Origin of the sequence: Haloarcula sp. DT43, assembly GCF_037078405.1 — an archaeon.
Classification (GTDB): Archaea; Halobacteriota; Halobacteria; order Halobacteriales; family Haloarculaceae; genus Haloarcula; species Haloarcula brevis.
Window position 1 is genome coordinate 1304517 of record NZ_JAYMGZ010000001.1, and the last position, 20478, is coordinate 1324994.

Consider the following 20478-nt stretch of genomic DNA (forward strand, 5'->3'; position numbering starts at 1 on the left):
TCACAAAGCCGGTTAGTTAGAACGTCTGCTTGCTGATGGTGTGTTCAAGACCAAGCAAGCAGACAATGAGATCCACGAAGACCAGCTCCTTAACTTTCTCGTCAACACGCTCAGCGATGAAATCGATCTTGACCTCGGCGATAATGCTGAAATCGACGCTGAGGACATCTACGAGGTCCTCGTCGGCGCATGCGCCGACGGGACCTCGGTCTCTACGCTATGTGGTTCCAGCGAGAACTCACCGCCTGCAAACACGATCCTTTACCACCTCCGGACGAAGTTCGAGCCGGAACGGCTCGAACGAGTCGCTAACACGCTTCTTCGTCGGGATATCGTCGAACTGCTCCCCGAGCAGGTGGAGGTCTGCGCAGACCTCCACCTGCGGCCCTACTACGGTGACGAAGACGACACAGACGGCCTCTACCACTCCGAAGCCAAGCGCGGAACCACCGCGTTCCACGCCTACGCGACACTGTACGCGCGTGTGAAGAACAAACGCTACACGCTGGCGGTCCGCCGTCTCGAAGACGGCGACACCGCCAGCAGCGTCCTCGCGGAGTTTCTTGGAGTACTCGACGGCCTTGACACCGAGGTCAAGGCCGTCTACCTCGATCGCGGCTTCTACGACAGCAAGTGTCTCACGCTACTCCAGGTGCACAACTACGCCTACGTGATGCCGATCATCCGGTGGGGGAAGGAGATTCAGCAGGAACTCTCGGAAGGGTGGAGCCGCGTCATTCAACACGACCTGACAGGGAAACTCGACGGTCACAGCTGTGACCGTCGAGTTTCCCGTCTACATCGACTGTACGTACCTGAATGGACGGTACGACGACCACGGCGTGGCGCGTCACGGCTACGCCGCTGACGCGCCGTTCATCGACACACCACGCCAGGCCCGATACCACTACAGCAAACGGTTCGGTATCGAATCGAGCTATCGCTTGTCTGAGCAAGCGATAGCGACGACAACGACGCGAAACGCGACGGTGAGACTGCTGTACGTCGTGTTGAGTCTGCTGTTGCAGAACGCGTGGCGGTATCTCCACTACGAATACGTGGCGACGCCCCGCCGAGGCGGGCGTCGCCTCTGGTGGTGGCCGTACAAGGAGTTCGTCAATATGGTTCGGAGGGCTGCGTGGACGGCCCTCGCGGTGCGTCGGGCCGTCCCCGCAAACCGGCCACCTGACGACCGGTTCCACCGGTAGGCACTGACCGAGCCCGCTTCTTCGTGAGTGGCAACGCTGTCGCGTCGGCGGCGAAGCGCCGCCGACAGCGACAGCTCCGCCCTCAATCAGCATCGCTCGACCGTTACCGACGACTCATCACAGCAGGACAGGTGGCTCAGGTCAGGTTAACTGGCGATGCTTTGTGAGGTACTGAGAATACGGCTGGCTCACAGATGATGATTTGACTGCCGATGGGTCGACGATTCTCCGCGTTCTCAAGCAGTTCGCCACACCCACAGACGGAGATGCACAGCTCACGATTGACGAACTTCTCGACGATGATCGAATGCCAGCTATCGACCGAATCCGTGATGAGTTGATGAGTGCATTCGATAGTGCAACAGAGAATATCATCAACTCAATCCGTGGAGATACCCCGTTCGATGACCGTGAGAAGGTCGCTGCCATCGATATCACGTATGAGCGAATCTGGACCTCACCGTGGGAGGACAGAGAACGAGGGATAGTCAACACGACCTTCCCACGAATGGCGAGTGGCTACAAGAAAGATGACGAATACAAACGTGGCTTCAAGTACGCCACAATCACGCTGGTAGGTGATATGACTCCGATCATCCTCGGTATTGAGCCAGTCAAAGAAAATTCCAATTGGGAGAAAGACGATGCCCCATCTTATTCGAAAGCAAGCCTTGTTTCACGGCTGTTGGATAGCGCACAGCAGTATGTGGACCTCGACGCGGTGATGTTCGACCGGGGCTTCTACAGCAAAGAGGTCTATGCCGCTGTCGAGGACCGGGGTCTGACGTACCTTTCGCCGGTTCCAAAATATACGGATGAACTGGAGTCCATCGAGGATATCAAGACGACTGACGGTGTCGACGCTGGCGTCAAACACGATGTTCCAATGGGGTTAGACGGTGAGGTTCACCACACGGCAGAATTCATCTACGCGCCAGTCGATGATGACGATGCCGACGGTAATTACGGCGTTTACGTCACAAACCGAGATCATGTCGCCCCAGATGAGATCCATGCCGTCGTGAATCAATACAGCCGCCGATGGGACATCGAGAACCAGTACAAGTCAATCGAGGCACTGCTGCCCCGAACCTCCTCGATGGACTATCGGGTTCGCTTCACTAACTTCGTGCTGACGGCGCTGCTCTACAACCTCTGGCGGCTGACGGACTATCTCATCAAGGTGGGGAAAGATAGAGAGATTCGCTCACCTCCAGAGGTCGGCTTCCGAACCTTCGTCAGAGCGTTAGGTTCGTATCTCCGCGAGATCGGGTAGTCCGTAGATCTGATTCTTCGGCTTGCAGAATCTTGAGCAGCAGCTATCGCGGTTTCCCGTTATTTTCCTAACAATGTGATTAATATACTAACATTAACTGATGAGTTTCGACGACTGATTTTATTCCAGAACTAAAATCATATGCTTAATCGGAATAGTTCGCTATTCCCGGTTGTAGCTCCCCTATCTGCGAGAAATGTGCGGCCGGCGGCCGGATAGTTCCCAGTAGCTGAGAACACGCCAGTCCCGTTTTTCTTGGGGAGACTAACAGAGGGGTATGGAAGAGTTCGACCACGAGGTGGACGCCCCGCGGGGCGCAACGAGTCGCGAGTGGGAGGTGTTCGTCCGCGAGGAGACGGCGGACCCGCTGGCCCACGTCGGCAGCGTCAGCGCGCCGTCCGCCGACATCGCCAGGGAGCAGGCCGCGTCGCTGTTCGGCCGGACCGCCGTCACGCTGTGGCTGTGTCCCGCCGACGAGACCCACCGCTACCAGACGGACGAGGCGGCCCTCGGGTCGGGGGCGACCGGGGAGGACGCCACGATGAGCGTCGACGAGATGGAGTCGGAGACGCTCCGGGGTGAGAACGGATGATTTCGGTCTCGAAACTGCTCTGTGACCTCGACGCCGAGGGCGACGGTCTCCGGTACGACGCGGCCGACGAGTCGACCAAACGCCAGATACGCGACCGGAAACAGCGCCGCCCGGTCGTCGTCTGGAACGTCACCAAGCAGTGCAACCTCTACTGTGACCACTGCTACGCGGCCGCCGACACCGACATCGCCGACGGCGAACTCTCGACGGCAGAGGGGAAGGCGCTGCTGGAGGACCTGGCCGACTACGGCGCGCCGGTGGTGCTGTTCTCCGGCGGCGAACCGCTCGTCCGCAACGACCTCGAACAACTGGTCGCCTACGCGAACGAGGTCGGCGTCCGCCCGGTGCTCTCGACCAACGGGACGCTCATCACCGAGGAGCGCGCCGAGTCGCTGAAGGCGGCCGGACTCAAGTACGCCGGCGTCTCCGTCGACGGCCTGCCGGAGCGAAACGACGACTTCCGCGGGGTCGACGGCGCGTTCGAGGGCGCGGTTCAGGGCATCGAGAACTGCCTCGACGCGGGCCTGAAGACCGGGCTCCGGTACACTATCACCGAGCGCAACGCCGCCGACCTGGAGGGGGTCGTCGACCTGCTGACCGACGTGGGCGTCGACCGCTTCTGTTTCTACCACCTGGATTACGGCGGCCGCGGGACCGAAATCGTCGACGCCGACCTCACGCCGGCCGACCGCCGGCAGGCGGTCAAGCGGGTCTGTGATATGACTCGCGGGTACCACGACCGCGGCGAGGAGATAGAGACGCTGCTGGTCGGGAACTACGCCGACGCGGCCTATCTCGTGGAGTACGCCCGCGAGCACATGAGCGAGGCCCAGGCCCGGCGAGTCTACGAGTACCTGCGGGTCAACGGCGGCGACCCGACCGGCGAGCGCGTCGCCGACGTGGACTATCAGGGCAACGTCCACCTGACGCAGTTCTGGCAGGGGTACTCGCTGGGCAACGTCCGCGACCGGCCGTTCGGCGACATCTGGGAGGACGAGTCGAACCCGCTGCTCCGGGCGCTCCGGAACCGCGAGGACCACCTCTCCGGGAAGTGCGCCGACTGCCGCTACGCCGAGGTCTGTCGGGGCGCGTCCCGCTTGCGTGCGCTCACCGTCGAAGACGACCTGTTCGCCCCGGACCCGCAGTGCTACCTGGAGGACGCCGAGGTGCGCGGCCCGCTTCCGTTCGACACTGGCAGGAACTCGATAGCCGGCGGGAGTTCGGCCGACTGACCCGGACGACCCTACTTTAATCCCCACCAAGGTGAGGGAGACGACTCATTCCGCCGTACCGGCAACTAGTGGCTGCGGCCGTCGATTGACGGTCGTGTCGTCGGGAAAGCACACGCTCAGTCTCGTGGGACAGAATGGGCGTTCCTTCGGGCAGTCGGCCGCCCTGGACACGGCGGCCGGTTTTGTTCTCTGTGAGCACTGGGGCGGACCGGGGCGCTTTTGCCCTGCCCCCCGTTATCGCCACCTGTGCAGTCGGTTGAGCTACACGCGCACTCGTCGCTGTCGTACGACGGCCGGGACCCGGTCGAACTCCTCTTAGAGCAGGCCAGCGCCGTCGGCTTGGACGCGCTGGCCGTGACTGACCACGACGAAATCGACGCCAGCCTCCGGGCGGCCGAGCTCGCCCCGGAATACGGCCTCGTCGGGATTCCCGGCATGGAGGTCACGTGTGCCGCCGGACACGTCCTCGCGCTGGGGATTCAGGAGGGGATTCCGCCCCACCTCCCCTTTGACGAGACGCTCGACCGCATCCGCGAGCAGGGCGGGCTGGCGGTCGTTCCGCACCCGTTCCAGGAGTCTCGCCACGGCGTTCTAGAGCACATCTCGAAGGCCGAACTCGCCACGGCCGACGCCATCGAGGTGTACAACTCCCGGCTGTTGACCGGGCGCTCGAACCGGCAGGCCGAGCGGTTCGCGCGACGGCAGGGCCTGCCGATGACCGCCGGCAGCGACGCCCACATCGCGGAGATGGTCGGCCAGGCGGTCACCAACGTCGGCACGGACGAGCCGACGGTCGAGGCGATTCTCGACGCGATTCGGGCGGGCAAGACGACCGTCGAGGGCAAGCGGACGCCGTGGCGGATTAGCTTCCGGCAGGCCGCCGGCGGGGCGAAGCGACGCGTCAAGAACGGCATCGCGGAGCTCCTACAGTGATGCAGGGGGCCGACGCGGCCGCCGTCGCCGACGCGCTCGAACGCGGCGCCCCCCTCCCGGGGACCGGCGGGTTCGCGGGCGAACTAGATGGGACGCTCGTCCGGGACGTGCTCGGGCGCTACCCGCTGTTCGTGGAGCGTGACGTTGCTGACGAGGGACGGGTCGCCCCCGAACAGTGGAGCCACGACCCGACGGCCCTGGCCGACCCGCGGTCGTTCCCCGCTGGGTACGTCCGCGACGGCGACGGAGCCAGACGCCGCTTCACGCTGCCGTCGCCCGACCCGTTTCCGGACCGCGAGACGGCGACCGAGGCAGTCCGTTCGGCTGTCGAGACCAGCGTCGACGCCGTCGACACCGGCGGGCTGGCAATCGCCTTCTCCGGCGGCGTGGACTCAGCGCTGCTCGCGGCGCGGCTCGACGCGCCGCTGTACGTCGCCGGGTTCCCCGACAGCCACGACGTCGACGCGGCGCGGTCGGCCGCGGACCTGCTGGGGGCCGACGTGCGCGTCGTGGAACTCACCCACGACGCCATCGAACGGGCGGTGCCCGAAATCGCCCGCGCGACGGGGCGGACGAACGCCATGGACGTACAGATAGCGCTCCCGCTGTACCTCGCCGCCGAGCGGGTCGCGGCGGACGGCTTTGACCGGCTGGCGCTCGGGCAGGGAGCCGACGAACTGTTCGGCGGCTACGCGAAGGTCGCCAAGGCACCTGAGGACCCCCGCGTCGAGGCCGACACGGTCAGGGGCGCACAGCGAGAGGTCGTCGCGACACTCCCGGACCAGCTGGAGCGGGACGTGCTCGCGCTGCGGGCCGCGGGCGTCGAGCCGGTGACGCCGCTGTTGCACGACCGCGTCGTCGCGGCCGCCCTGCGACTGGGCGGCGACCTGCTGGTCGACGGCGAGACCCGGAAGGTCGCGCTGCGGGCGGCCGCCCGCCGCTCGCTCCCCGAGGCGATAGCGACCCGGGACAAGAAAGCCGCGCAGTACGGCTCGCTGGCGGCCCGCGAACTCGACCGCCTCGCCCGGCAGGCCGGCTACAAGCGCCGGATGGACGACCACGTCACCCAGTACGTCGAGTCGCTGGTCGACTGAGCCGCGGCTACGCCTCGCGCACCGCCTCGATGGCGCGCTGGCCGACCTCGACGACGTCCGACGGGAGTTCGTCGCTTCGGCCCCGCAGGTCCTCGGGGGCGAACCACTCCCAGTCGTCGGCTGGCTGTTCGCCCGGCCCCGGTTCGATGTCGCGGCTGTCGGCCCGGCCGTAGAAGATGAAGTCGACGTGCTGGTGGCCGACCTCGCCCTCGGCGGTGACGTTGATGTCCTCCAGCAGGAAGTGCTGTGGCTGGGGTATCGACCGGACCGTCTCGCTCTCGATGGCCTCCTGTGGCGCGACGAGGTCCACGTCGAGCCCGAGTTCCTCGCGCGTCTCGCGGAGCGCCGCCTCGTGGGGCAGTTCGTCGCGGTCGACGTGGCCGCCGGCGGGCAGCCACATGTCGAGTTTGCTGTGTTCGTGCAGCGCGACGCGGCCGTCGCTGACGACGTAGACGGTGGCGACAAAATGTCGGGTCGTCTCCATACCGACCGAACGGGACAGCCGGTGGTTTAGGTTACGATACCCGTCAGGGGTGGATGTTGTCTTCCGCTTCCAGCAGTTCGTGGTAGCGGTTGCGGATGGTCACTTCCGAGATGTTGGCCACCTCGCTGACCTGGCTCTGGGTCACCTTCTCGTTGGTGAGCAGGGAGGCGGCGTAGACGGCGGCGGCGGCGAGGCCGACCGGCGACTTGCCGGAGTGGACGCCCTCCTCCTTGGCGTTCTGGAGCAGTTGGCGGGCGCGCCGTTCGACCTCCTCGGAGAGGTCCAGGTCCGACGCGAACCGCGGGACGTAGCTCTCGGGGTCGGCGGGCTGGATTTCCAGGCTCAGCTCGCGGACGACGTAGCGGTAGGTGCGGGCGATTTCGTCTTTCTCGACGCGAGAGACGCCCGCAATCTCGTCGAGCGAACGCGGCGTGCCGGCCTGCCGGGCGGCGGCGTACAGCGACGCCGTCGAGACGCCCTCGATGGAGCGGCCGGGCAGGAGGTCCTCGTCGAGCGCGCGCCGGTAGATGACGCTTGCCGTCTCGCGGACGTTCTCGGGCAGGCCCAGCGCGGAGGCCATCCGGTCGATTTCACCGAGGGCCTGCTTGAGGTTGCGCTCCTTGGAGTCCCGCGTCCGGAACCGCTCGTTCCAGGTGCGCAGGCGCTGCATCTTCTCGCGCTGGCGCGAGGACAGGGAGTTGCCGTAGGCGTCCTTGTCCTGCCAGCCGATGTTCGTCGAGAGCCCCTTGTCGTGCATCATGTTCGTCGTCGGCGCGCCGACGCGGGACTTCTCGTCTTTCTCCTTCGAATCGAACGCGCGCCACTCGGGACCGGGGTCGATTTCGTCCTCCTCGACGACCAGTCCACAGTCTTCACACACCGTTTCGCCGCGCTCGCTGTCGGAGAGTAGCGACCCGTTGCACTCCGGACAGACGAGTGACTCCGACTCCGCTTCCTCCGTCTGCTCTGTCTCCGTTTCGCGCTCGTTCGAGTATCGGCGGATGCTGGTATCGGTCATTTGTTGGGGGGACAACCGGGTATCGTACCCGAAAAACGTGTTGTAACCAATTGTTATATCCGCGGCGACTTAAAACTTTTGTCTGTTTCTGAAGTCCAATTTTCGAAACGAGAAACAAGAGTTGGCAATTCTTGTGTATTCGCTTCAGTTCATGTTACCAAACCTATATTTTCGTCCCGGTGTTTCGAAACGCTTACCGCGCATCCAGCACTCCGCCCCGACATGAGCGACCCCGCCGTCGACCCCGAGGAGGTCCGGCACGTCGCCGACCTCGCCCGCGTCGACCTCGCAGACGACGAAATCGAGCGGTTCACCGGGCAGTTCGTCGACATCCTGGACGCGTTCGAAGCGCTCGACGACGTGCCCGAGACAGACCGGGACGCCGAACTATCGAACGTGATGCGCCCCGACGAGGTACGTGAGAGCCTCTCGCAGGAGGAAGCGCTCCAGAACGCCAGCGACACCGAAGCGGGACAGTTCAAAGGGCCGAAGGTGTCGTGAGATGACGGAGTACAATGGCTACGTCACCGACGAGACCATCGAGGGGGCCGAGGACGGCCCGCTGGCGGGCCGGACCGTCGCGGTCAAGGACAACATCTCCACCGAGGGCGTCCGGACCACCTGTGGATCGGCGATGCTCGACGACTACGTCCCGCCGTACGACGCGACGGTCGTCGAACGGCTGAAAGACGCCGGCGCGACCATCCCCGGCAAGACCAACATGGACGAGTTCGGGATGGGGACGACCACCGAAACGTCGGCCTTCGGCCCCGTCGAGAACCCCGTCGCTGAGGGCCGCGTTCCGGGCGGCTCCTCCGGTGGCTCGGCCGCCGTCGTCGCCGCCGGCGACGCCGACCTCGCGCTGGGGAGCGACACCGGCGGCTCCATCCGCTGTCCGGCCGCCTTCTGCGGCGTCGTCGGCATCAAACCGACCTACGGGCTGGTCTCCCGGTACGGCCTCGTGGCCTACGCAAACAGCCTCGAACAAATAGGCCCTATCGCGCCCTCGGTCGAAGCGGCCGCCGAGCTGCTGGACGTCATCGCCGGCCCGGACGAGCACGACGCGACCACCCAGGAGGCTCCAGAGGCCGACGGCTCCTACGCCGGGGCCGCCGACGGCGACGTGGACGGGCTCTCCATCGGCGTCCCGACCGAACTGCTGGACGGAGCCGACGAGGACGTCGTCGAGACGTTCTGGGACGCGATGGCCGACCTCGAAGCACAGGGCGCGAGCTACCACGAGGTCCACCTCCCGTCGGTCGAACACGCCGTCGAGGCGTACTACGTCATCGCCATGTCCGAGGCCTCGTCGAACCTCGCGCGGTTCGACGGCGTCCGCTACGGACAGTCGGGCGGCTACGAGGGCAACTGGAACGAGTCGTTCGCCGACGCCCGCGAGGAGGGCTTCGGCGAGGAGGTCAAGCGCCGGGTCCTGCTGGGCACGTACGCCCTCTCGGCGGGCTACCACGACAAGTACTACAAGAAGGCCCAGGACGCCCGCGCGTGGGTCAAACAGGACTTCGACGAGGCGCTCGAAAACGCCGACGTGCTCGCCTCGCCCACGATGCCCGTCCCGCCGATGAAACGCGGCGAGAGCCTGGACGACCCGCTCACGATGTACCTGGCCGACGCCAACACGACCCCCGTGAACCTAGCGAACCTCCCCGCAATCTCCGTGCCGGCCGGCGAGACCGACGACGGACTCCCCGTGGGCCTGCAACTGGTCGGGCCGGCCTTCGGCGAGCGCGAGATTATCCGTGCGGGAAGCGCGCTGGCGTAGGACGCGAGCGCCATGCGAAGCGAGCGGTTTTTCGCCCACGTTTTTCGACGAGCGGTGCCCGCAGCGAACACAGTGAGCGAGGACGCCCGAGGAAAAAAAGGTGGTTGGCGAGCGCGAGAGTATCCGCGCCGGCAGCGCGCTGGCCTGACCGCCCGCGCCGCGGGTTGGACGCCCCGTCACGCTTTTTGAACAGGCTCGCCTACTACGACCGAGCGTGCCCTCCACCAACAGTACGCGCCGGCTACGGCTGGGTGCCCTCCTGCTCGTGCTTGTCGCCTTCGACGCGCTCGCCGTGGTCACGGCGTACGTCCTGGCACACGTCGCGTACGGCCTGCTCCCGACGGTCGGCCTCCCGGTCGGCGCGTCGGTCTGGACCCGGGGGTTCCATCTGGTCCCGCTCGGTCCCGTGGTACTCGCCGGGACGCCGCTCGTGTTGGCCCTGCAGTTCGTCTTCGGCTACCGGGTCACGCTGCGCGAGGCCGCCGGCGGGCCGGACCTGCCCGAGGCGTCCGAGCCAGAGACCACCCGGGAGCGGTTCGTCGCCATCAAGCGCGAGCGGCTCGGGGCGCGGCTCAGCGACCGGGTCCGACGGCTGGCCCGGACGGCGGACATGCCCGCTCCCGACGTGCGCGTCATCGACTCGGCGACGCCGAACAGCTACGCCGCCAGCCGGCCCGGCGAGCGGACGCTGTTCGTCACGACGGCGCTCGTCGACCGGCTCGAGGACGCCGAACTGGACGCCGTCCTCGCCCACGAACTCGCCCACCTGAAGAACGGTGACTCGTTCGTGATGACTGCGGCGGCGTTCCTGCCAATCGTGAGTGCTCGGGCCACCCGGAGCCTCCGGACGACGCTCGAAACGTCGGTGGTCACCCACCGGTTCCTGGACGGCGACACCAGCAGGAACGCCGTCGGCGCGGCCTACTTCCACTTCCCGCTGGTCGCGTTCGCACTCCTCGCGCTCCCGCTCGTGGCGGCGCTGTACCTCGCCAGCACGGCCTGTTACCGGCTCCTGTCGCGGGTTCGGGAGTACGCCGCCGACGCGGGCGGTGCCGTCATCTGTGGCTCGCCGGCGGCGCTGGCCAGCGCCCTGGAGACAGTCACGGGCGACCGCCGGCCCGACACGGACATCCGGACCGCCGGGACCGGCGTCCGGGAACTGTGTGTGGTGCCCGACGCGATTGCGTCGGAACCGCCCGACCCGCCGGAAGGGCGGGCCGAGCGAATCGCCCGCCGGTGGCACGCCGTCACCGAGCGGGCCCTGCCCGACTCGCATCCGGCCGTCGACGACCGCGTCGCCGCCCTGCGGGAGCGCCAGTCCGCGCTCGACCGGGGGCGCTAAGGGGTACAGTTTTACTCGCCGGCGACCCGAGAGAGGGTATGAGCGACGACGACGGACGGCTGAGTTGGCTCCACTGGCCGACGGTCCTGAAGGGGTTGGCACTGGGCATCGGCGTCGGCCTGATACTGGCCGTCTCGCTCGGCGACTTCTACCTCGGCATGGCGCTCGGGACGCTCAACGGGCTGGCCTTCGGTATCGGCTGGTCGCACTCCCGAGGGTGAGCGGCGTCACAGGACGCTGTCGTACACGTCGGCCAGTTTGTCGATGGCGTGGTCGACGCTAATCACGTCCCGCCGGGCCAGACAGCGCTCCCGGAGCCGCTCGCGCTCGTCGAGGACCCGCTCGATAGCCCGGCGGAAGCCGTCGATGTCGCCTTCGTCGTAGGAGTAGCCGGTTTCGCCGTCCTCGATGGTCTCGCTGAGCGCGCCGGCGTCGACGCCGGCGACGGGGGTCCCACAGCAGTTGGCCTCCAGGGCGACAAGGCCCTGCGTCTCGACGGGGCTGGGGAACGCGAACACGTCAAGGACCGAGTACAGTTCGGGGAGTTCAGCCCGGTCGAGAAAGCCCAGAAAGCGCACGTCGGCGTCGCTGCGTTCGGCCGCCGCTTCCAGCGACTCGCGGGCCGGCCCGTCGCCGCCGAACACGACCGTCACGTCCAGCCCCTCGCAGGCAGTGATAATGTCTTCGAGGCACTTCTCGTAGCCGTGTCTGCCCGTGTAGCCGACGATGGGGCCGTCGGGCAGGTCGTAGCGGTCGCGGAACGCGGCCGTGTCGACCGGTTCGAACACCGTCGTGTCGACGCCGTTGGGCACGACCGCGACCGGCGTGTCGAGGTCGATGGCCGCCCGGAGATGGGTGGCCGCGCGCTCGCCCGGCGCGATGACGGTGTCGGCGCGGCTCAGGAACCAGCGCTCGTAGCTCTCGGCGCTCGAACGGACCGCCGACTCGACGGCACCGTTGAAGGAGACGTACTCGGCGTACTCGCTCGTCGGCGTGTGATACGACGCGACGAACGGAACTTCGAGTTTGCCCGCGAGCCGCTGGCCCGCCATCCCGAGGCTGAAGGGGGTGTGGGCGTGGACCAGTTCGGCGTCCCGGACGCCTTCCGGAATCTGTGGCATCCCGAGGCGGAACCCCTCGTAGAAGGGAAACGGGAGGCTCCGGACCGGGTACTCGTTGTCGGAGGGCTCGTGGTCGCTTTTCGGATAGACCACGTCCATGCGGCCGCCGCGGTCGCGCCAGCGGTCCCGCCACGTCTCGACCGTGTAGGTCACCCCGTTGACGGTCGGGAGATACGTGTCGGTAAACGTCGCGACGTGCGGCAGTGCCATCGCCGCGGCGTAACACCACCAGGGCTTAAACCGTTGCCATTGGCGAGCCAGCCGTCAGACGGCTGTCACCCGCGACCCGGTGCCAGAGTCCTTTTGGGGGACCGTGGCGGAGTGTGGGTCAATGGACCGGGACGGCTGGCTGTACGCCTGGGCGCTCGCATCCGTGGCGCTGGGCGCGGGCTCGCTGCTCGTGCCGCTGTATTTCGTCGCCATCGGTGGTGAAACGTTCATGCTCGGCGTCCTCGCCGGGGTGGCAGCCGCGGCGGGCGCGCCCGGGGCCCTCATCTTCGGGCGCGTCGCCGACAGGACGGGGAAGCGTCGGTCGCTCGTCCTCCTCGCGCTGGGGCTGGCGGTCCTCGCCCTGGTGCTCGTCTCGCTCACGGAGCGGCCGTGGCTCGTCATCGTCGGCAACGGTCTGCTGTGGTTCGCGGCGGGCGCGGTCGCGCCGGTACTGACGCTGCTCGTCACCGTCGGCACCGTCGAGCGGGACTGGCCCGCGCGGTTCGCCCTCCTGAACCGCTACCAGGGCTGGGGATGGGCCGGCGGCCTCGTCCTCGGACTCGTGTGGACGACGCTGCTCTCGGGACCGCTCGGTGAGGTTCCCGCCCAGCAGTCGCTGCTGTGGCTGTGTGCGGCTGCCGTCGGCCTGTCGGCGGCGCTCGCGGCGAAGTGGCTACCGACCGACCCCGACGAACTCGCCCGCCCGCGGGCCAGTCGGCTGGCGCGGGCCATCACGCGGTCGCGCCGACTCCCGGTCCGGAGCGCGACGTTCCCGGTCGGCCCGGGCCGGCTGTACTGGCTCACACGGTCGATACACCCCCGGGACGTCGTGGCCCGGTTCTCCCCGGCGCTGACGGTCTACTTCGGGGGCGTCGTCGCCTTCTTCGTCGGGTTCGGCGTGTTCTGGGGACCGTTGCCCCTGTATCTCTCGCGGACGCTCGGCTACAACTCCGGCCTGGTCTTCGCGCTGTATCTCGTCTCCAGCGTCGGGTCGGCGCTGTGGTACGACCGCGCCGGCGCGCTCACCGAGCGATACGACCCGAGCGGGCTCCAGGTCGGCGGCCTGCTGGCCCGCGCGGCGCTCCATCCGACCGTCGCCGTCGTGGGACTGCTCTTCTCGGCGGCACTCGTCGGCACAGCGGTCAACGGCGTCGTGTTCGCCCTCATCGGCGTCGCCTGGGCTGTCATCGCCGTCACCGCGGCCAGCGTCGTCACCAAGCTCGCGCCGGCGGCGATTCGCGGCGAGGCGCTGGGCATCTACACCGCCGTCTCCGGCCTGGCGAGCGGCGGCGGGTCGATACTCGGCGGCTGGCTCGGCGGGTACGGCTTCCTGCTGGCGTTCGGCGTCGCCGGCGCGCTGGTCCTGGTCGGTGCGGTGCTGGTCGCGGTCGTCTGGCGGCGCTCGCCGACGCTCTCTATCGACAGCGAACCGCTCTCGGCGTAGCAACCGCGGCCGCGCGACTCAGACCAGTTCCTCGTAAGTCTCGACGAGCCGCCGGCCGACACGGTCGAGACTATGTTCTCTGGCGGTCTCTCTGGCGTTCTCCCCCAGGCGCTCCCGCAGGTCGGGGTTCTCGGCGAGTCGTTCGAGGGTCTCGCGGAACTCGGCCTCGTCAGCGCAGATGAGACAGTCGTGGCCGTCCTCGTAGTACTCCCGGAACACGGGGATGTCCGAGAGGACGACCGCCTTCCCGCAGGCCATCGCCTCCAGCACGGCGATGCCCTGGTTCTCGGCCTTGGTCGGGAACAGGTACACGTCGCCGGCCCCGAACGCCCCGCGGATGTCCTCGACCCAGCCGGTGAAGGTGACGTTCTCCGGCGGGTCGTTCACCCACCGCCGGACGGTCGTCGAGGCCTGCGGGCCGGCGTCGTAGGGGCCGAACCAGGCGAAGTCGTGCGCCGTCTCCTGGGCGAGTTCGCAGAACGTCGTCAGCCCCTTGCGCTCGAAGACGTTGCCGACGGCGAAGACGACCATGCCGTCGAGGTCGTACCGGTGCCGGTAGTCCTCGCGCATGTCCTCGTGGCCCGCCAGCGCGTCGACGTCGACGCCGTTCGTCATCGGCCGTATCGGCGCGTCGACGGGGTAGGATTCGAGGACGGCCTTCGTGTACTCGGAGGGACAGAGCACGAGGTCGGCCTGCGAGTAGAACCACCGGAGGTACCGACCCAGCCCCGGCGCGACCAGGTTCGACCCGCGGAAGCTGTCCCGGAAGTCCTCGCGGGTGACGTGGGCGTGCAGGACCAGCGGGATGTCCGCCTGCGCGGCGTGTCGGGCCACGGCGACGGAACCCGGGCCAATCATGTTGCAGTGGGCGAGGTCGAACTCCCGGAACACCGGGTCGTCGAAGGCGATATTGCCACCCAGCGCCCACGCCGGGTGCCCCTCCTGCCAGGGCGTCGTCTCCACCTCGATGTCGGTCTCGGACAGCGCCGCTCGCTGGTGGTCGACGGCAGTGCCGATACCCGACCGGTCGAGGCGGTCGGCCAGTTCGAGGTAGTTCAGGACGCGCACGTCTCGGGGCAACTCCGCCGGGGCCGAAAATCCTACCGACTTCGCCCCTGAGGGCGGCTGTCGTCGGTCTCGGTTCGGAGGTGCGGGGAGCCAGAACGCCCCCGCGCTCCGTTTGCCGGGGTTTTCCGGCTGTTCCCGGCAGTCCCGGGACAGGAGACGCCGCTGGCTCGTCCGGAAGGCATTTTCCCGCCGCCGACACAGTACCGCCAATGACGGACGAGGCGACCATCGCCCGCGAGCGAATCGACCGCCTCCAGTCGCTCGCCCGCGAGGCGGTCCAGGCCGGCAACGAGGAGCGCGCCCGGTCGTACGTTCGCCGCGCTCGCCGCGTCGCCGAGCGCCACCGTCTCCGCCTCCCGCGGTCGTTCGAGCGGTCGACGTGTGACGACTGCGACACGTACCTCCTTCACGGACACAACGCCCGCTCGCGAACCCAGTCCGGCCACGTCGTCATCACGTGTGACTGTGGGTCACAGTCGCGCTACCCGTACGACTGAGAATTCTTTACGACTATTGGTTTTAAGGGGCTGTCCTCGCTAAACGGTGTACATGAGTGACGCTTCTCGACAGTCCCGGATACACGACCTCGACGCGACACTCCGCGTCGGCAAACATGGCATCGAGTCCGTGGCGGACGAACTCGACGACCAACTGGAGAACACGGAACTGGTGAAAGTCAAGTTCCTCCGGTCGTCCCGCGGCGGGACGACGGCCGAGGAACTCGCCGACGACCTGGCCGAACTGGTCGGCGCTGAAGTGATTCAGGTGCGGGGCCACACAGCGGTGTTCGAGAAATGATGCAGGTCCAGCCGCTCACGGACCTGCTCGAAGGGCTCGGCGTGCCGGCCGCCGGCTCAATCGCCTCGGCGGCGGTCTTCGTCGTCGTGTTCGTCCTCGTCTACGTCCTGGGGAAGGCGATCGTCCTGCCCATCGTCGACCGCTCGCTCAAGTCCCGCGACCTCGACACCCACGCGCGGCGACCGCTGAAGAAGGTCGTCAGTATCGGGGTCGTCTTCGTCGCCATCTCCGTCGCCTTCGGGATGGCCGAGTACGGGAACTTCCTGCAGTCGCTGGCGACTATCGCCGCGGCGGCGACACTGGCTGTCGGCTTCGCCATGCAGGACGTCATCAAGAACTTCGTCGCCGGCGTGTTCATCTACACGGACAAGCCGTTCCGCATCGGCGACTGGATAGAGTGGGACGGCAACTCCGGCGTCGTCGAGGACATCAGTCTGCGGGTCTCCCGCGTCCGAACGTTCGACAACGAGCTCCTGACCGTGCCGAACTCGAACCTGACCGACGGCGTCATCAAGAACCCCGTCGCCAAGGACCAGCTCCGACTGAAGTTCGTGTTCGGCATCGGCTACGACGACGACATCGACAAGGCGACCGAGATAATTCTGGAGGAAGCGCGGAACCATCCGGATATCATGGACGACCCCGAGCCGTCCGTCCGGCTCATCGAGCTCGGCGACTCCTCGGTGGGCCTGCAGTCCCGCATCTGGATTGAGGATCCGAACCGGGCCGACTTCGTCAAGACGCGCGCCGAATACGTCAAGACGGTCAAGGAACGGTTCGACGCGGAGGACATCAACATCCCGTACCCGAACCGGACCATCGGCGGCGGGCTGGAGATGACCGGACTCGACAGCGTCGTGGAACCGGCCGACGACTGACCACCCGCCGGGACCGTGGGAAACCACGGTACGCGACCGCCGGCACCCCGTGCCCGGTACGCGGCCTGCGTGACGCTGTGTTCCGTTTCCAATCTCTCCTCGGTGTAGCGGTTTGGAATCCTAACCCCAACTGCATAAACTCCCCAGACCCAACTACGGCTTGCATCGATAATTCGACCCGAGCGGTGAGTAGTGACGCCGGACGGAGCCGCCACGAAATACTACGCAACCATGCTACTCCACGGACTCCTCACACAGCTCGAACACGCGCTCGCACCGGTTCGCCACGTCATGCGCCCCATCCTCTCGGACCCGTTCGTGATGGGGGTCTGGGCACTGACCGTGCTCGCGTCCGTCGGTATCCTCTGGTGGGACATCCGCGAACGGAATCGGACACTCCCGTCGCTGATGAAGGGCGTCTGGTCGCTGGTCGTGCTCTACTCCGGGCCGTTCGGTCTCGCGGTCTACTGGTACTCCGGTCGGACGCAAATCGCCAACGATTCGCTCTGGCGGCGGGGCTTTCGCTCGACGGCCCACTGCTACTCCGGGTGTGGGGCCGGCGAAGTCCTCGGCTTCGTCCTCCTCGGTGGCCTCCTCGCGCTCGGGAGTTCGCTCGTCACCACGGCGGGGACGTTCGCACTCGCATACCTGTTCGGCTACGCGCTCACCGTCGGCCCGCTGCTGCAGGAGGGCGTCGGCTTCGGGGAGGCGATGCTAGACGCCCTCTACAGCGAGACGCCGAGCATCACCGTCATGGAGGTCGCCGCCATCGGGACGGACCTCCTGGTCGCCGGCCAGGCCCACATCTCCGACCTGCTGTTCTGGGGCGCGCTGGCGTTCTCGCTGTCGGTCGGATTCGTCTTCGCGTACCCGGTCAACGCCACCCTCGTCTACTTCGGCGTCAAGGAAGGGATGGAGAACCCCGCGAACATGGGGTAGCGCACCGGGCAGACCACCGACTCGCGACGTGGCCGCTGGTGTGTCGGCAGAACTGGACCCCTGGTCCGACCCAGCTTCCCCAGTCGGGAGAGGCCCGATTCGAGGAACGGGCGTTCGTCGGCCCGTAGGAGCGCGACCCCCGTAGGGCAGCCTCGCCGCTGTCAAAAAACGCCGTCATCTACGAAATTCTTTTATGATACATACGATTATATCAAAAGTAGTATGAGTTCAGAAACTAAGCCACACGACCTCGACTCCGAATCTACCGACACGGGAACACGGTCGGCGATGGACAGACGGACGTTGCTTGCGTCAAGCGCCGCAGTCTTGGGGAGCACGGTGCTGGCCGGGTGTTCGGGCGACGGCGGTGACGGCGGTGACGGCGGTGACGGCGGCGATAGCGCGACGACCAACATCGCTATCGTGTCCAGTCCGGCCGGTTTCGACGACAGCGCGTTCAACGACCTCGCACTCGAGGGCCTCCAGACGGCCGCCGAGGAGTACGACATCAGCATCAATCAGGTCGAGGAGACCGAACAGTCGCAGTACCAGTCGGTGCAGGCCGAACTCGCACAGAGCGGCGACTACGACCTCATCGTCCTCGTCTCGTACAACCACACCGAGGCACTCTCACAGAACGCCCCGGAGTACTCGGACCAGTACTGGATGCTCATCAACGACCACGTCGACGAGCCCAACGTGGCGGGCTACACGTGGGCGAACCACCAGATGTCGTACCTCGCGGGCGTGCTCGCGGGGACGATGACCACGGAGGAACTGTCCCACGACGACAGTTCGACCACGCCGGACAGCGCGCAGGTGGGCTTCGTCGGCGGCGTCGACGGCTCGCTCATCAACGCCTTCGAGCGCGCCTACGTCGCCGGCGCGGAGTGGGTCAACGACTCCGTCGACGTGAACGTCGGCTACATCGGCAACTACACCGACACCGACACCGCCGCGGACATCGCCAGCTCGCAGTACAACGACGGGGCCGACATCGTCTATCACGCCGCGGCCGCCGCGGGCCGGGGCGTCTTCGAGGCCGCGCAGGAGAACGGCCGCTTCGCCGTCGGCGTCGACGCCGACCAGTCCCAGACGCTCCCGGACTTCCAGGACGTGATTCTGGGCTCGGCAGTCAAGTACATCAACGAGGGCACCCGGACGGTCGCAGTCGGCGTCGCCGAAGACAACTGGGCGGAGGTCTCGGGCGCGAACACGCTCGGGCTCGACCAAGAGGCGGTCGACTGCGTGATCGGCCAGGCCTTCCAGGACCAGCTGCCCGACGTCGTCAATCAGAACCTCGAAGAGGCCAAGCAGGCCATCGTCGACGGCGACATCCAGGTGCCGTGTACCGCCTCCGGGTGTAACTGATCGGCGTGGCGTTCCAAATGAGTGGATTGCCTGCCTTCCATGACGAGGAGTGAAAGCCAGCGGGACACCGACGAGACCCCCGCGGTCAGCCTGTCGGGTATCACCAAGCGGTTCGGTGACGTCGTCGCCAACGACGGGGTCGACTTCACGCTCGAAGCGGGGTCCGTCCACGCGCTGCTGGGCGAGAACGGGTCGGGGAAGACGACGCTGATGAGCGTCCTCTACGGCCTGTACGACCAGGACGCCGGCGACATCGCCGTCCACGGCGACCCGCAGGCGTTCGACTCGCCCCGGGACGCGATGGACGCCGGGGTCGGCATGATCCACCAGCACTTCCAGCTGGTCGAGCCGATGACCGTCCTGCAGAACATCGTTCTCGGCCACGAACCGACCGAGAACGGGCTGGTCGACACCGAGAGCGCCCGTGCGGACATCGAGGAGATAACCGCCCGCTACGGCTTCGACGTCGACCAGTATCTCGACGTTCCCGTCCGCGACCTGGACGTCGGCGTCCAACAGCGCGTCGAAATCGTCAAGAGCCTCTATCGCGGCGCGGAGATACTGATACTCGACGAACCGACGGCCGTCCTCACCCCACAGGAGGTCGAGGGCCTGTTCGACGTGATGGACGAGCTGACGGCGTCCGGCCACTCGCTCGTCTTTATCACGCACAAGCTCAGCGAGGCGCTGACGGCGGCCGACGAGATAACCGTGTTGCGCGACGGCGAGGCCGTCGGGACGGTCGACGCCGCCGACACCTCCGAACAGGAGCTCGCGCGGCTGATGGTCGGCCGCGAAATCGACTTCGACAGGCGGGAGCGCGCGCCCACGACCGGCGACCCGGTCTTCGAGGCCGAGGCCGTACACGTCCGGGACGACCGGGGTCTCGAACAGGTGCGCGGCGTCGATTTCACCGTCCGCGAGGGGGAGATTCTGGGAATCGCCGGCGTACAGGGGAACGGCCAGACCGAACTGGTCGAGGCGCTGACCGGTCTCCGGCCGGTCCAGTCCGGTCGCATTCGGTTCGGTGAGGAGGACATCACCGGGACGGGTCGCCGGGACCGGCTCGAGCAGGGAATCGCCTACATCCCCGAGGACCGCCAGGAGGAGGGGCTCGTGATGGACTACGACCTCGTCCGGAACGGCTTGCTCGGCTTCCAGACGACCGCGCCCTACGTCCAGCGCGGACTCGTCGACTGGGACGCCGTCCGCGACCACGCCGAGGGAATCGTCGAGGAGTACGACGTACAGCCCCCGGACGCGACGGCCGAGGCGTCGTCGCTGTCGGGCGGCAACCAACAGAAGTTCGTCGTCGGTCGCGAAATCGAACACGAGCCGACGGTGATGGTCGCCGCCCACCCCACGCGAGGGGTCGATATCGGCTCGATAGAGTTCATCCACGACCGCCTGATGGAACTGCGCGAGGCCGGTCTCGCGGTCGTGTTCGTCTCCTCGAAGCTCGAAGAGATCCAGACCCTCTCCGACCGGATCGCGGTCATGTACGAGGGGGAGTTCGTCGACGTCGTCGACCCGGAGGTGGTCACCGAGGAGGACCTCGGTCTGCTGATGGCCGGCCACGAGCGGGCGGCGAGCGGCGAACCGAGCGCCGACGGGAGCCAAGCGCCCGAACACACCGATACGGCGACCGACCGAGGTGACGGGGCGTGACCCCTGGCCGCCGGCATTCCGG

Annotated in this window: 19 protein-coding genes and 2 pseudogenes; 17 read left to right on the plus strand and 4 right to left on the minus strand. The window is 66.9% G+C overall.

What is annotated here, in order from left to right; genetic code table 11:
- The first annotated feature begins 40 nt into the window (after positions 1-40).
- From VI123_RS07035 to VI123_RS07060, 6 genes and pseudogenes are all read left to right on the plus strand, one after another.
- A pseudogene (locus VI123_RS07035) lies at positions 41-1208 on the plus strand (ISH3 family transposase).
- Positions 1209-1383: 175 nt separating this feature from the next.
- Positions 1384-2484 (plus strand): annotated as a pseudogene (locus tag VI123_RS07040) (transposase); the annotation flags it as partial.
- Between the two features lie 277 nt (positions 2485-2761).
- The gene (locus VI123_RS07045) at positions 2762-3076 is read left to right on the plus strand and encodes an Htur_1727 family rSAM-partnered candidate RiPP (protein ID WP_336337312.1); all 315 of its coding nucleotides are present in this window, start codon (positions 2762-2764) and stop codon (positions 3074-3076) included.
- Complete coding sequence (locus VI123_RS07050) at positions 3073-4308, plus strand: TIGR04347 family pseudo-SAM/SPASM protein (RefSeq protein ID WP_336337313.1); 1236 nt, start codon at positions 3073-3075, stop codon at positions 4306-4308. Before VI123_RS07045 ends, VI123_RS07050 begins: the two co-directional genes overlap by 4 nt.
- Before the next feature lie 246 nt (positions 4309-4554).
- Complete coding sequence (locus VI123_RS07055) at positions 4555-5241, plus strand: PHP domain-containing protein (RefSeq protein WP_336337314.1); 687 nt, start codon at positions 4555-4557, stop codon at positions 5239-5241.
- Positions 5241-6335: an asparagine synthase C-terminal domain-containing protein gene (locus tag VI123_RS07060; protein WP_336337315.1), complete on the plus strand. Its 1095-nt coding sequence runs from the start codon at positions 5241-5243 to the stop codon at positions 6333-6335. Before VI123_RS07055 ends, VI123_RS07060 begins: the two co-directional genes overlap by 1 nt.
- A 7-nt stretch (positions 6336-6342) precedes the next feature.
- On the opposite strand, the gene VI123_RS07065 is transcribed toward VI123_RS07060, so the two are convergent.
- Positions 6343-6819, minus strand: coding sequence for an NUDIX hydrolase (locus tag VI123_RS07065; protein ID WP_336337316.1), 477 nt, complete (start codon positions 6817-6819; stop codon positions 6343-6345).
- A 43-nt stretch (positions 6820-6862) separates the two neighbouring features.
- On the minus strand, positions 6863-7837 hold the full coding sequence (locus VI123_RS07070; RefSeq protein WP_336337317.1) for a transcription initiation factor IIB: 975 nt from the start codon (positions 7835-7837) through the stop codon (positions 6863-6865).
- A 222-nt stretch (positions 7838-8059) separates the two neighbouring features.
- Here VI123_RS07070 and gatC point away from each other — a divergent pair, with 222 nt between their 5' ends.
- The 4 genes from gatC to VI123_RS07090 all read left to right on the plus strand — a co-directional run bounded on the left by gatC (position 8060) and on the right by VI123_RS07090 (position 11180).
- Complete coding sequence (gene gatC / locus VI123_RS07075) at positions 8060-8338, plus strand: Asp-tRNA(Asn)/Glu-tRNA(Gln) amidotransferase subunit GatC (protein WP_336337318.1); 279 nt, start codon at positions 8060-8062, stop codon at positions 8336-8338.
- A 1-nt stretch (position 8339) separates the two neighbouring features.
- A complete protein-coding gene (gene gatA, locus VI123_RS07080; protein WP_336337319.1) occupies positions 8340-9617 on the plus strand; it encodes an Asp-tRNA(Asn)/Glu-tRNA(Gln) amidotransferase subunit GatA in 1278 nt (425 codons plus the stop codon).
- A 214-nt stretch (positions 9618-9831) separates the two neighbouring features.
- Positions 9832-10959 carry a M48 family metallopeptidase gene (locus tag VI123_RS07085; RefSeq protein ID WP_336337320.1) on the plus strand — a complete coding sequence of 376 codons (1128 nt, stop codon included), beginning with the start codon at positions 9832-9834 and terminating at the stop codon, positions 10957-10959.
- Positions 10960-10997: 38 nt separating this feature from the next.
- Positions 10998-11180 carry a hypothetical protein gene (locus VI123_RS07090; RefSeq protein ID WP_336337321.1) on the plus strand — a complete coding sequence of 61 codons (183 nt, stop codon included), beginning with the start codon at positions 10998-11000 and terminating at the stop codon, positions 11178-11180.
- A 6-nt stretch (positions 11181-11186) separates the two neighbouring features.
- Here the strand turns inward: VI123_RS07090 and VI123_RS07095 are convergent, their stop codons facing one another.
- A complete protein-coding gene (locus VI123_RS07095) occupies positions 11187-12290 on the minus strand; it encodes a glycosyltransferase (protein ID WP_336337322.1) in 1104 nt (367 codons plus the stop codon).
- A gap of 121 nt (positions 12291-12411) precedes the next feature.
- On the opposite strand from VI123_RS07095, the gene VI123_RS07100 reads away from it, so the two are divergent.
- A complete protein-coding gene (locus tag VI123_RS07100) occupies positions 12412-13734 on the plus strand; it encodes an MFS transporter (protein ID WP_336337323.1) in 1323 nt (440 codons plus the stop codon).
- An 18-nt stretch (positions 13735-13752) separates the two neighbouring features.
- On the opposite strand, the gene VI123_RS07105 is transcribed toward VI123_RS07100, so the two are convergent.
- Positions 13753-14802 carry a glycosyltransferase family 4 protein gene (locus VI123_RS07105; RefSeq protein ID WP_336337324.1) on the minus strand — a complete coding sequence of 350 codons (1050 nt, stop codon included), beginning with the start codon at positions 14800-14802 and terminating at the stop codon, positions 13753-13755.
- Positions 14803-15011: 209 nt separating this feature from the next.
- On the opposite strand from VI123_RS07105, the gene VI123_RS07110 reads away from it, so the two are divergent.
- From VI123_RS07110 to VI123_RS07135, 6 genes are all read left to right on the plus strand, one after another.
- Positions 15012-15299 carry a ribonuclease P protein component 4 gene (locus tag VI123_RS07110; RefSeq protein ID WP_336337325.1) on the plus strand — a complete coding sequence of 96 codons (288 nt, stop codon included), beginning with the start codon at positions 15012-15014 and terminating at the stop codon, positions 15297-15299.
- A gap of 52 nt (positions 15300-15351) precedes the next feature.
- Complete coding sequence (locus VI123_RS07115; RefSeq protein WP_336337326.1) at positions 15352-15600, plus strand: YhbY family RNA-binding protein; 249 nt, start codon at positions 15352-15354, stop codon at positions 15598-15600.
- Positions 15600-16478, plus strand: coding sequence for a mechanosensitive ion channel family protein (locus VI123_RS07120; RefSeq protein ID WP_336337385.1), 879 nt, complete (start codon positions 15600-15602; stop codon positions 16476-16478). Before VI123_RS07115 ends, VI123_RS07120 begins: the two co-directional genes overlap by 1 nt.
- A 231-nt stretch (positions 16479-16709) precedes the next feature.
- Complete coding sequence (locus tag VI123_RS07125) at positions 16710-17417, plus strand: DUF4396 domain-containing protein (protein ID WP_336337327.1); 708 nt, start codon at positions 16710-16712, stop codon at positions 17415-17417.
- 222 nt (positions 17418-17639) lie between these two features.
- On the plus strand, positions 17640-18788 hold the full coding sequence (locus tag VI123_RS07130; RefSeq protein WP_336337328.1) for a BMP family lipoprotein: 1149 nt from the start codon (positions 17640-17642) through the stop codon (positions 18786-18788).
- Positions 18789-18827: 39 nt separating this feature from the next.
- Positions 18828-20456 (plus strand): ABC transporter ATP-binding protein, encoded by a 1629-nt coding sequence (locus VI123_RS07135; RefSeq protein WP_336337329.1) that lies wholly within the window; start codon positions 18828-18830, stop codon positions 20454-20456.
- The last annotated feature ends 22 nt before the right edge of the window (positions 20457-20478 follow it).

Excerpts from the sequence above, each read along its gene's own strand:
- VI123_RS07045 (WP_336337312.1), top strand. The coding sequence starts at position 2,762 with ATGGAAGAGTTCGACCACGAGGTGGACGCCCCGCGGGGCGCAACGAGT.
- VI123_RS07050 (WP_336337313.1), top strand. The coding sequence starts at position 3,073 with ATGATTTCGGTCTCGAAACTGCTCTGTGACCTCGACGCCGAGGGCGAC.
- VI123_RS07060 (WP_336337315.1), top strand. The coding sequence starts at position 5,241 with ATGCAGGGGGCCGACGCGGCCGCCGTCGCCGACGCGCTCGAACGCGGC.
- VI123_RS07065 (WP_336337316.1), bottom strand. The coding sequence starts at position 6,819 with ATGGAGACGACCCGACATTTTGTCGCCACCGTCTACGTCGTCAGCGAC.
- VI123_RS07070 (WP_336337317.1), bottom strand. The coding sequence starts at position 7,837 with ATGACCGATACCAGCATCCGCCGATACTCGAACGAGCGCGAAACGGAG.
- gatC (WP_336337318.1), top strand. The coding sequence starts at position 8,060 with ATGAGCGACCCCGCCGTCGACCCCGAGGAGGTCCGGCACGTCGCCGAC.
- gatA (WP_336337319.1), top strand. The coding sequence starts at position 8,340 with ATGACGGAGTACAATGGCTACGTCACCGACGAGACCATCGAGGGGGCC.
- VI123_RS07090 (WP_336337321.1), top strand. The coding sequence starts at position 10,998 with ATGAGCGACGACGACGGACGGCTGAGTTGGCTCCACTGGCCGACGGTC.
- VI123_RS07095 (WP_336337322.1), bottom strand. The coding sequence starts at position 12,290 with ATGGCACTGCCGCACGTCGCGACGTTTACCGACACGTATCTCCCGACC.
- VI123_RS07100 (WP_336337323.1), top strand. The coding sequence starts at position 12,412 with ATGGACCGGGACGGCTGGCTGTACGCCTGGGCGCTCGCATCCGTGGCG.
- VI123_RS07110 (WP_336337325.1), top strand. The coding sequence starts at position 15,012 with ATGACGGACGAGGCGACCATCGCCCGCGAGCGAATCGACCGCCTCCAG.
- VI123_RS07115 (WP_336337326.1), top strand. The coding sequence starts at position 15,352 with ATGAGTGACGCTTCTCGACAGTCCCGGATACACGACCTCGACGCGACA.
- VI123_RS07120 (WP_336337385.1), top strand. The coding sequence starts at position 15,600 with ATGCAGGTCCAGCCGCTCACGGACCTGCTCGAAGGGCTCGGCGTGCCG.
- VI123_RS07125 (WP_336337327.1), top strand. The coding sequence starts at position 16,710 with ATGCTACTCCACGGACTCCTCACACAGCTCGAACACGCGCTCGCACCG.
- VI123_RS07130 (WP_336337328.1), top strand. The coding sequence starts at position 17,640 with ATGAGTTCAGAAACTAAGCCACACGACCTCGACTCCGAATCTACCGAC.
- VI123_RS07135 (WP_336337329.1), top strand. The coding sequence starts at position 18,828 with ATGACGAGGAGTGAAAGCCAGCGGGACACCGACGAGACCCCCGCGGTC.